This window comes from Fusobacterium sp., from assembly GCF_032477075.1.
Lineage (GTDB): Bacteria > Fusobacteriota > Fusobacteriia > Fusobacteriales > Fusobacteriaceae > Fusobacterium_A.
Genome location: NZ_JAWDXO010000003.1, coordinates 160,346 through 171,756 on the forward strand (window position 1 = coordinate 160,346; position 11,411 = coordinate 171,756).

Annotated in this window: 10 protein-coding genes; all 10 read right to left on the minus strand. The window is 29.9% G+C overall.

Going from position 1 to position 11,411, the window contains the following annotated elements:
• Window positions 1-10: 10 nt before the first annotated feature.
• On the minus strand, window positions 11-370 hold the full coding sequence (locus E6771_RS02960; RefSeq protein ID WP_316089572.1) for a DUF6672 family protein: 360 nt from the start codon (window positions 368-370) through the stop codon (window positions 11-13).
• Window positions 370-1,476 carry an ABC transporter permease gene (locus E6771_RS02965; RefSeq protein ID WP_316089573.1) on the minus strand — a complete coding sequence of 369 codons (1,107 nt, stop codon included), beginning with the start codon at window positions 1,474-1,476 and terminating at the stop codon, window positions 370-372. Before E6771_RS02965 ends, E6771_RS02960 begins: the two co-directional genes overlap by 1 nt.
• Complete coding sequence (locus E6771_RS02970; RefSeq protein WP_316089574.1) at window positions 1,466-2,506, minus strand: ABC transporter permease subunit; 1,041 nt, start codon at window positions 2,504-2,506, stop codon at window positions 1,466-1,468. The genes E6771_RS02965 and E6771_RS02970 overlap by 11 nt, the downstream gene beginning before the upstream one ends.
• Window positions 2,499-4,094: a sugar ABC transporter ATP-binding protein gene (locus E6771_RS02975; RefSeq protein ID WP_316089575.1), complete on the minus strand. Its 1,596-nt coding sequence runs from the start codon at window positions 4,092-4,094 to the stop codon at window positions 2,499-2,501. Before E6771_RS02975 ends, E6771_RS02970 begins: the two co-directional genes overlap by 8 nt.
• 46 nt (window positions 4,095-4,140) lie before the next feature.
• Window positions 4,141-5,322: a DUF3798 domain-containing protein gene (locus E6771_RS02980; protein ID WP_316089576.1), complete on the minus strand. Its 1,182-nt coding sequence runs from the start codon at window positions 5,320-5,322 to the stop codon at window positions 4,141-4,143.
• A gap of 355 nt (window positions 5,323-5,677) precedes the next feature.
• A complete protein-coding gene (locus tag E6771_RS02985) occupies window positions 5,678-5,896 on the minus strand; it encodes a hypothetical protein (RefSeq protein ID WP_316089577.1) in 219 nt (72 codons plus the stop codon).
• Window positions 5,897-6,131: 235 nt separating this feature from the next.
• Complete coding sequence (locus E6771_RS02990; protein WP_316089578.1) at window positions 6,132-7,166, minus strand: ribonucleotide-diphosphate reductase subunit beta; 1,035 nt, start codon at window positions 7,164-7,166, stop codon at window positions 6,132-6,134.
• The gene (locus E6771_RS02995; RefSeq protein WP_316089579.1) at window positions 7,159-9,405 is read right to left on the minus strand and encodes a ribonucleoside-diphosphate reductase subunit alpha; all 2,247 of its coding nucleotides are present in this window, start codon (window positions 9,403-9,405) and stop codon (window positions 7,159-7,161) included. The genes E6771_RS02990 and E6771_RS02995 overlap by 8 nt, the downstream gene beginning before the upstream one ends.
• Window positions 9,405-9,608 (minus strand): glutaredoxin family protein, encoded by a 204-nt coding sequence (locus tag E6771_RS03000; RefSeq protein WP_316089580.1) that lies wholly within the window; start codon window positions 9,606-9,608, stop codon window positions 9,405-9,407. The genes E6771_RS02995 and E6771_RS03000 overlap by 1 nt, the downstream gene beginning before the upstream one ends.
• Before the next feature lie 429 nt (window positions 9,609-10,037).
• The gene (locus tag E6771_RS03005) at window positions 10,038-11,180 is read right to left on the minus strand and encodes an iron-containing alcohol dehydrogenase (protein WP_316089581.1); all 1,143 of its coding nucleotides are present in this window, start codon (window positions 11,178-11,180) and stop codon (window positions 10,038-10,040) included.
• Window positions 11,181-11,411: the final 231 nt, after the last annotated feature.

An 11,411-nucleotide genomic window follows, 5' to 3' on the forward strand; every position in this document is an offset into this window, starting at 1 on the left:
ATGCTTAAATTTAATTGTCTCTCTTTATCCAATTCTCTTCTCCATTTATTAACAGTGGCAGATAAATAGTTGCATCTTCCATTGGTGAAAGCTTAAATTCATTCTCCAATGTAACATCTTTACCTGTATTATCTTTAAATTCAATAATTAATTTGTGTTTTGACCCTTTTACGTATACCATTGCTTTTTTATTTACTTTGATTTTTTTAGCTTTCTCTCCACTTATAGAATATGAAACATCTATGGCTGTATATTCTCCAACTTTTTTATTATCAATAAATACTCTATGTTGTTTTCCACTGATAAACAAAGCTACTGCAATTCCTACAAGAACTGCTATTAAAATTATCCAGTTTCTCACTATTTTCATTAGTTTCCACCTGCCTGACTAGAGTTTGCATCAAGTATTCTTTTTCTCTCTGCTTCTTTTTCTTTCTCTCTTCTCCATTGGTGAAGTATAAGAACAAAAGCAATTATTCCATATGATACAAATACTCTAAAATACTCTCCAATCTGTGCTGAACCAATAAGTTCTTTACCTGCTCTAGGAGCTAACACAAACATAGTATGAAAAAGAATTACTCCACTAAGTGCATTTGGAATACTTGCTTTTGATACAGTTGCTCCTCCTATCAAAAGAGCTGCAATAGCAAACATTCCTATCTGTTCATGACTGTTATATGTATTCATAGTTCCTATATTTTGAAGAAATATCAGTTGCCCTATTCCAGCAAGAATAGTAGAGATAACTATTGCTAGTATTCTTGTTCTATCAACTGCTATACCTGATGATTTAGATACTTCTATATCTTGCCCTATTGCCCTCATATCCTGACCTAGTTTAGTTTTTCTAAACCAAACTATAAAAAAACATAGAAGTACTATAGCAAGAATTGTTAATACTGGAATAGAATACTGTCCTATATTAAAAACTATTCCATCATCCAAAGCTCTTCTTATATTTTTGAGATCTATCGCATTTCTTATTCCATGCCCTCTTGAAAGAAGAATTGCTTCATTTTTTATAGGTATTACTTTTCCCATTCCGTATAGAACTAAAAGCTGATATACTCCATTGATAAAAAATCCAAGTATCATAGATGTGATCATCTCTCTGCCCTTTGCTCTATTCAAAACAATTCCACCTATATAGCCCATAAGAGCTGCTATTGGAAGAGTTATTATAACAGCAAGAAAAAATCCTTGAAGTCCAACTATATTCCAGTCAGTTATAAATATTAAAGCTATCTGTCCAGCCATTGCTCCCAACACTATACCAAAATTCAGTCCCATTCCTGCTATTATGGGTATTAAAAGAGATAATACTAAGAATAAATTACGAGACAGTCTTAAAATTATTTCCTGTATAAGATATTCTATACTCAATCCAGATATTGGTATGGATAAAAGTATTATTATTACCATAAATATAGGAACTATATTATTTACTAAGAATTTTTTAATTTTATTTTCCACTTCCAGCACCTTCCTTTCTTGTCAAAGCATATAATATCATTCCATTAGATACTATAATTCTTATTGTTTCTGACATATCTGTCTGGATTATATTATTAACAACTGTAGGTGTCATTGTCAGTATTCCCTGAAACAAAAATGTTCCTACTATAACATTGACAATAGTAACTTTGTTTACAGATGCTCCCCCTATAAGAATTGCTGCTATAGCAGGGAATGCCATATAAAATGGTGCAAGATATAATTGTACAAATCCAAAACTTTGCTGATATACTACTATTCCAACTGCTGCAAGTACTGTAGACATAACAACAGATTTTACTCTTATTTTATCTATATTGATTCCAGTTGCCTTTGCAAATTTATCATTAGTTCCAACAGCTTTCATTGCATAACCAGTTCTTGATCTGAAAAATACCCACATTCCAAAAGCCAATATAGCAAAAAATACTATTTCTCCCACTGGAAGCATGTCACTTGGCATATGAAGTACCTTGTCAAGAATTCTATGCCAGTGGCTCTCAACACTGATGGTTGTACGAAGTCCTTCTCCTCCATAAGCCCAAATCATATCCTGACTTTTAAATGGAAGAACAAGCCACATTATGCACATTACAGCAACAGATGAGAAACCAATATATGTAGCAATCATCATCTCTCCACCTTTTACTTTATTAAGAATATGTCCATATAGCCATCCAAATAAAACAGCAAAGGGTATTGATATTATTATTGCTCCAATAAAACCTGCAAATCCGCTAAGCCCAATCTCTATACTTATTACTGCTCCCAAAAGTCCTGCTTCTACTCCAAGAGGCATTCCAAAATTCAATCCTGTTCCAGACTGTATCATTGGTACAAGAGATAAAACCAATATAGCGTTCATTCCAAATCGTACTAATGTATCTCCTAAAGCTGATTTTAAATTTATTCCTATAAAGGGAGAAACTATATACATAGACAAGAGAAACAGAGTTATTATTATCCTAGGCCACCCTGCATTCTTCAGCAGAGTCTTTATCTTATTCATTGTTTCCCTCCTTTGATACTCCTACCATCATCTTACCAAATTCTAATATATCTGCTGTAGGTGGTAGTATCCCTGCAACTTTTCCTTCATTTATTATTGCAATTCTATCACATATACTTCTCAATTCTTCTATTTCAGAAGATGTTATTACTACAGTTGTTCCCCTTGTAGAATTATATTCTTTCAAAGTATCTAAAACTAATTTTTTAGCTCCTACATCTATTCCTCTTGTAGGCTCAGAAACAAACAGAACTTCTGGATTCATAGTAAAAGCTTTAGCCAAACATACTTTCTGTTGATTTCCTCCACTTAATTCCTGAACTTTCTGTTTTTCACTCATACATCTTATTTCCAATTTTTTTATATAGTCCTGAGCATTTTCCTTCATTGCTTCTTCATTAACAAGACTGACTAAACCTCCAAATCTTTTTTTGAAAAACTTTCTTTGTATCTGCATAGCTGGATAGGCTATATTTTCTTCAATAGAGCTTTCAAGAAGTAATCCTACTCCCTTTCTATCTTCTGAAACAAAAAATATTCCCTTTTCTAATGTATTATTAGGATCATTTAATTTTATATCTTGTTCTTTAAAAATTACTTTTCCACTTGCATCATATAATCCCATTATTCCATTTGCAATTCCTATTTTACCCTGACCAGCCATACCTCCCAGTCCTAAAATTTCCCCTTTTTTTATGTCCAAATTTAATCCTTTTACCATTTCTCCTGGCATATCTACCCAGAAATTCTTCATAGAGATAATAACTTCTTTATTTTCATCCAGAGTCTCTGTTTTTTCTTCAGACTCTCCCATTTTTCTTCCTATCATCCATTCTGTTATCTGATTCATATCAGTATCTTTTGTATTTACAGTATTAATTAAAAGTCCATCTCTCAAAACCACTACCGTATCACATACATCCATTATTTCATCCAACCTATGAGTAATAAATATTATAGATATCCCTTTTTCAGATAGTCTTCTCATCGTTTCAAGCAATACTTTTGCCTCTTCTTCAGTTAAAACAGCAGTAGGTTCATCCAAAACTAAAAGCTTTGTTTTCTCTCTCTCAATCTCACGAGCTATTTCTGTAAATTGTTTATGAGCTACTGGCATCTCATTAATAATGATATTAGGATCTATCTCTATACCCAGTTGAGAAATAGCGTTATCAGCTCTCTCTTCTATATTTTTTGAATCTATTCTCCTTATTCTTTTACCAAAAAGATTTTCTAAAAAACTATTAGCAGTAGATTCTCTATTTAAAACGATATTTTCATTAGCCTTAAAACCAGGTATTAAAGAAAATTCCTGATGAACCATTCCTATTCCAACAGCAAGAGCATCAAATGGAGATTTGAAATTTGTTTCTTCTCCATTAAAAATTATTTTTCCTCCATACCCTCCTGTTTCAGAAATAACTGGCATACCAAAAATAGCCTTCATCAAAGTTGATTTTCCAGCTCCATTCTCTCCTACCAGCCCTACTATTTCACCAGGTTTAACCTCCAAATTTATATCTTTTAATACTATATTTTCTCCAAAAGACTTTGAAAGTCCCTCTATTTTCAATAATACATTATCCACATTTTCACCCCTTGAAAATTAAAGGAGGGGGATTACCCCTCCCTTATTATTTTATTTTAAAATATTTTTCAGGAACAGTCTCATTGGTCATGTTCATGTAACCTTTCCCTAAAACATAAGTGTCTTGATATAATAAGTAGAAATTATCTTTTTCCACTCCATTGACATCTGTATAGTTACTTCCATTCCATCCAGCACCAGGAGTAAATCTCTTCAATGAATCCATAATAGAGTCAAAGTCATTAGCATCTACATCTTTTTCTACAACAGCTCTTGCATGCTCTCCTAAAGCGATAACAGAAATAAAGTTATATGAGAAAGCCCATGTTCCCATTCTTCCAGCTCCACCTTTTTCCACTACAGTATCTTCAACTTTCTTTAATATTTTTGGCCAGTTTCCTTTTTCATCTTCAGAGAATTTTATCCCTAAAGCTCCAGGATATCCCATTGTAGGAGATGGTAAATCTGCTTCTACAAAATATCCTCCAACTTCAGCTACTCTTTTTAACAATGGTTCAGTATGAGCATCATTTGTTGCAAAGAATGCTGTCTCTTTACCATATTTTTCCAACCAGTTAGGTACTTGTTCTAATATATATTGTTGAGCTCCTGCTACTCCAACATCACTTACTGGGTCTGGAGCAGACATATCAATAAATTCCATCCCAAGATCTTTTGCTGTTTCTGCCATTATATTTCTTCTTCTTGATAATAATTCATAACTTAAATGTCTTGGAAAAGATATATGCATAAATTTAGTGGCTCCCATTTCTTTAGCAGCCTTTACAATCAAATATCCTCTTGCTACATTGTCTGGATTAGTTACTAAATCAGCTGCATCACTGATTATTTCTGGATCTTCATGTGGGGCATTTGCTATCAATAATATATCAGGTCTTTTTTCTCTTATTCTTCTAAAAGCTTCAACTGTACCTGGAATAGCTTCTGCTACTAATACAACTTTCATCTTAGGATCATCTGCTAATCCTACCATTTGAGAAATAGTAGTTTCCATCTCCTGCATAAAGTTATCTGGATAAGTAACATGAGTAACCATTCCACCTTTGTCACTTGCTCCATACATTTTCACTAGTTCTTCTGCACCACGAAGGCTATCTTCTGACTGAGATACTGTTCCACTTACCACTCCAATATGATAATCTGCTTCTGCAGCAAAACTGAACAATGAAAATAAAAACATAAAAAATCCAACAACATATTTTTTCATAAGTTCCCCCTTATAATTTTATTATATTCTTTATAATTTCTGTACTCAATTATGTACACACAACAAAAAGTACCATTATTTAAGTACAGAGGTTACAAAACTTTCTGATATTGTTAGGATTATACTCCTTTAAATAATGTATGTCAACCATTATTTTCTCTAATCAGAAATTTCTTTTCATTTTTTTGTTTTTTAAAAAATTATCATTCAAGATTTTAAGGTATTTTCTTTATATATTTATACTCGAATTAATATTTCATATTTTTTTATTTGTACGATTTATAAATTTTCTTTTTTATTAATTTAATAAAAAAAAATCTGGTATTATTTTAAATACCAGATCTAAATTATAAAATTATTTGCTTATTCCTAACCTTTTATTAAAAAATGAATCTTTTATTTCAGTATATTTATCTTTCTTTACTGCTTCAATCTTTTCTTCAATTTTCTTATATATATAGCATATAATATCTGAATTAGTTATTTCATGATAATTATTTTTGTCCTTTTCATTTTTTATATAAGGTTTCTCATACATTTCAAATATAATATCTAAATTAGTCATTTCTTTCATACTTATCCTCCTATATTAATTAAAAACACTCTTAAAATTGGGCCAAAAATCTAAAAATATAGTTTTAAAACTTTTTCTTTCTATGTTTATATAATATTAAAAATTAATAAAAGTGTAAAACCATATTTTAGACATATCTTAACAAGTATAAACTTGTATCCCTTTCTTTTTTTATAATTTTTATAAAAAAAGGGCTCAATTTTATTGAACTCCCTTTTATCTAAAAATTATTTTCTTATATTTCATCCCAACCATCAACAGATGAACTCATGTTATAACTTGTTACTGTTCCTTCAAAGAAATTTGCTTTTACATTACCTTCTCCTTCTGTATCTGCAAATTTTGTAAGATGTTTATATGGATTTTTATTAAATCCATCATATATTGGTTTTAAACCAATACTTCTCAATCTCTCATTAGCCAGCCATTTTGTATATTGTTCTGTTGTTTCTTCTGTTATCCCAAGAATTTGATTCCCTATTATATGGTTAGTCCAATTTATTTCCTGTTCTACTGCTTTTCTAAACATATCATAAATTTCTTCATCATTGAAAAAACCTGGATTTTCACTTTTTATTTCTTTCAATAAATGTTGAAAGATAACAACATGTGATAATTCATCTCTATTTATAAGCCTTATTATATCAGATGTTCCCATCATTCTATTTCTGCTTGCCAAGAGATAGAAAAAATTAAACCCATTATAAAAATATATTGCTTCTAAAAGATAGTCAGCTATAATAACTTTAGAAAAATTTTCATCATTTGGATTTTCTAAAAATCTTTGATACATTTCAGCAATATATTTATTTCTTTCAAACAGTATTTTATCCTCTCTCCATTTATCATATATAGAATTTCTTATTTCTTTTGGAAGAATAGATTCTATTATATACTGATAAGACTGTGAGTGTATTGCCTCTTGAAATGTCTGAATGGAAAGTATCAGATTTATTTCTGGAGCAGTTATATAATCACATACATTTGGAATATTATTAGTCTGAATACTATCAAGAAATATTAAAAATGATAAAATTCCATCATAGGCTTCTTTCTCCTGATCTGTCAAATTTTTATAATCATTCTTATCTTGTGTCAAATCTATTTTTTCTGGTATCCAAAAGTTTCCCATCATTGTTCTGTAAAGTTGATTAGCCCACTGATACTTAACATTATTTAAATTAAATATATTTGTACTGTCACCTTTTATTACTTTTCTCTTAGATAAAGAATCATCTCCCAGAGGATTAAAAAGTTTTTTTCTATCCACTGCAGCTTTCACACTCCTCTTTTTCATTTATTATATTAGTATTTTTTTGAATTGTTCTTATATAATATACTGATTTACAACCATTTTTCCATGCTGTCATAAAAGTATTATAAATATCTTTTGCTCTTATATTTTTATTTAAATCAAAAATCAGTTCCATTGAAACTCCCTGAGTAGTCCATTTTCCTATCTTACTCATTATTTCTACATATACCTGTGGGTTTACATTTTTAAATTCTGGATAGAACCATGCCCTGTCTTTCAAATATTTTACTACTCTTGGCACTGCTCCTTTCTGATTTTTCTCTATATAAAATCTTGAAAATGTAGGATTGACAGATGCTGTTGTTCCCATAAGAAGTGATGTAGAAGTATTAGGAGCTATTGCAGTAAGTTCTCCATTACGTATTCCATATTTTCTTACTAACTCAAATACTTCATTCCATTTATCTGTATATTTGGAATTTGCCATATACCAGTCTTTATTTTTTTGAAAAAATAAACCTTTATCCCACAATGACCCTTTAAACATTGGATATTGTCCTCTATTTTTAGCCAATAATGCTGAGGATTTTATACTGTATAAAGCAATCTCTTCAAATAATTCATCTATATCATTCATTGATTCATCATAAATCATAAATTCTCTTGCTAAATAATCTGCCAGTCCCATACTTCCTACTCCTATAGTTCTGTATGCAATATTATGTCTGTCTGATTCTTTTATTGGTGTTTTTGTTAAGTCTATTGTATTATCAAGTATTCTTACAGCTATATCAACTATGTCCTCAAGTTCCTCTCTCATTATTTCTGCTAGATTTAATGAAACTAAATTACATGTATGAACCTCTCCAAGTTTTACATTTCTTACTCCATTTTCTTCAACAACCTTTTCCGTAAAATCTCTGCTTGGAGAAAAATTAGAGAAACTTTCCATACATAGGTTCCCATTTCCTATCATTCCCTTATGACTATTATGATTCATTAGGTTTGCTCTATCTTTAAAAAATATATATGGCATTCCTGTTTCTAATTGTACTTTCATTATTTCTTTAAATAATTCTCTGGCTTTTATTACTTTTTTCAATTCTAAAGAGTCATCTTTTTCTAAAGATATATAAATTTCTTCAAATTTTCTTCCATAGAGTTCACAGAGTTCAACTCCATATTTTCTACGCACCTCATATGGATCTACCAATGTCCATTCTAAATCATTTTCTACTCTTTCCATAAATAAATCAGACAGAACAACCTGAGGATATATATCATAAGCTTTCCCTCTCTGATCTCCATTTTCTGTCTGAAGTTCTAAAAATAACTCAATATCTAAATGCCATGAATCTAATGCTACTGTTACTGCTCCTGCTCTTCTTCCCTGCTGATTTACAGCTACAGCTGTATCATTCACTATTTTTATCCATGGAACTATTCCACCACTTGCATTATAATATCCATTTACCATAGAATCTTTTGCTCTTATTCTTGAAACATTTAACCCTACTCCTCCTCCACTTTTGCTTATTTTGGCAATAGTATCTATATTATAGAAAATAGATTCTATATTATCATCCATTGCAGTAATAAAACATGATGATAAATTTCCTTTTGGTATTCTTAAATTTGCCAAAATAGGAGTAGCTAAAGATATTTTTTTCAATGATAAAGCATTATAAAATCTTTTGGCTACTGACACTTTATTCTCTTCATTTATAGCTAGCAGCATAGCTATACACATAAATACTTCCTGTGGCAGTTCATAAATATTTCCCTTATATTTCAAAAGATATCTATTTACAAACATATTAGCTCCAGCATAGTCATACATCATATCTCTTGATGTATCAATAACTTTTTCCAGTTCTTTAATTTCATCCTCTGTATATTCCTGAAGCCTGTTATCATATATTCTATTTTCTGTAAGAGTTTTTACTGTTTTATAAAACTCTCCATATGAAAATCCTCTTTTATGAAAAACTTCTCTTTCTGTTTCCATCATAAGAAGCCTTCCTGCAACATATGTCCAATCACTTTCTTCAAAACTCGTCATGGCAACTGCTTGATTTATAAGAGACTCCTGTATTTTTTTTGTTGTTATATTTTCTTGGTATATTGAATCTATATAGCTTTCCAATTCAATCATATTGACTTCAAGTCCTTCACAAGCTCTTATAAGCTTCTCTCTAATTTTTATTATATCTAAGTTTTCTTTTATTCCTGCTCTATTTATAACTTCTCTCATTATATAACCTCTAAAAATTTTTCCATTGGATAATATTTTCCATCTTTTTCAATAACTGGAGCACTCATAATTCTATTTTTACTAGCTATAGTCATTAAAGTTTTTAAATCCTGAATATATTTATACTCAATCCCTTTATTATCTAATGTCTTTTTTAATGATTCGCATTTACTGCATCCTTCTTTTCCAAATACTGTTATCATTATTTTCCTCCTAAGTTCAATATATCATTTTACTATATATTGTGAATATATAAAACAAAACACAACATATGGTAATATTATTACATATATTCTTTATTTTTTCAATTACTTTATTTATTTTCTATGTTAAATTATTCAACAGCAACAATAAAATTCCTGTCAACTAAGGTAAATTTAATTAAAAAATTTAACTTTTAATATCAATTAAAATCCTTTTATATAGTAACAATAATATGAATAATTTAAACTAATACAAATTTTTTCAATCTCATTATTTATAATCTTGAAAATTAATTTTTAAGACAAAAAGGTATTTTTTATCCTGCACTTTAAATTCTTCCTAAAAGAATCTACATATAAAAAGCACTAAAGAATAAAACTTCCTTAGTGCTTTTTACTTTGTTTATTTATTTGGTGGAAAGATTTTTATTAAGATATTTTTTTAAATAACTCTACAAGCTTTTCTTTAGTGAAATATACTGGATTTGCTCCAGCACAAGCGTCTTTCATAGCATTCTCAGCCAATAATTCAAAATCTGGATTATTTACACCTACATCTTTTAATGATTTTGGTATTCCTACTTCTTCAGATAACGCTTTTATTCTTCCAATTACATAATCCACACACTCTTTATCAGTCTTATCAGTTACATTATAACCTATAGTTTTAGCTATTATTCTGAATTTTTCAGGAGCATGTTTTGCATTTTCTTCTTCTACTATTGGAAGAAGCATAGCATTGCAAACTCCATGAGGAAGGTCATATAGTCCTCCAAGTTGATGTGCCATTGCATGTACATTTCCAAGTCCAGCATTGCTGAAAGCTATACCATTCAAGAAGCATGAATAACACATTTGTTCTCTAGCTTCTACATCATCTCCATTTTTTACTGCTCTTGGAAGATAATCAAAAATTTCTTTTATAGCATATAGTGCTGTACAATCAGTGACATCCATAGCACCTTTAGCCACTACTGCTTCAATAGCATGTGTTAAAGCATCCATCCCTGTTGCTGCTGTAAGAGGAGTAGGCTTGCTCATCATAAGTTCAGGATCATTTACTGTTATTGCAGCTAAAGAATTTGTATCTACCATAATCATTTTTACATGTCTTTCTTCATCAGTTATTACATAATTAATAGTTACTTCAGCAGATGTTCCAGCTGTAGTAGTTATAGCAACTATAGGAAGTGATTTATTTTTAGTTTTATTCACTCCTTCATAATCTTTTATATTTCCTCCATTAGTTGCAAGTACAGCAATAGCTTTTCCACAATCTTGAGGTGATCCTCCTCCAATACTTACAACAAGGTCACATTTCTCATCAGTTAATATCTTGTATCCATCTTCAACATTTTTTACTGTAGGATTTGGCTTTGGTTCATCATAGACAACAAAGTCTACACCAGCCTCTTTTAATATATCGGTAACTTTTTTTATTGTTCCATTCCCCATAAGAAATTTATCACTTACAACTAAAGCTTTTTTACATCCCATTGTTGATAATGGTTGCTTAAGTTCAGCAAGACATCCTCTTCCTAATAAGTTAACTGGTGGTATGTAGTAAATCATTTTATCCCCCTTTATATATTTTTATTCGTATATTCGTACATAATTCTTATATACGTATTCATGTTTCAATATTAACATAAAAAAATATAAATTGTCAAATATTTTCTAAAGTATAGAAAAAAATCTTTATAGAATAAAAAAAGCTGAGTAACATTTAAAAAAAATGTTTTACTCAGCTCTCTTTTTTGTATAATATAGTTACCACCCTAATTATACAAAGGAGACATACAT

Coding starts and splice junctions, on each gene's coding strand:
- E6771_RS02960 (WP_316089572.1), bottom strand. CDS start 370: ATGAAAATAGTGAGAAACTGGATAATTTTAATAGCAGTTCTTGTAGGA.
- E6771_RS02970 (WP_316089574.1), bottom strand. CDS start 2,506: ATGAATAAGATAAAGACTCTGCTGAAGAATGCAGGGTGGCCTAGGATA.
- E6771_RS02980 (WP_316089576.1), bottom strand. CDS start 5,322: ATGAAAAAATATGTTGTTGGATTTTTTATGTTTTTATTTTCATTGTTC.
- E6771_RS02985 (WP_316089577.1), bottom strand. CDS start 5,896: ATGAAAGAAATGACTAATTTAGATATTATATTTGAAATGTATGAGAAA.
- E6771_RS02995 (WP_316089579.1), bottom strand. CDS start 9,405: ATGAGAGAAGTTATAAATAGAGCAGGAATAAAAGAAAACTTAGATATA.
- E6771_RS03000 (WP_316089580.1), bottom strand. CDS start 9,608: ATGATAACAGTATTTGGAAAAGAAGGATGCAGTAAATGCGAATCATTA.
- E6771_RS03005 (WP_316089581.1), bottom strand. CDS start 11,180: ATGATTTACTACATACCACCAGTTAACTTATTAGGAAGAGGATGTCTT.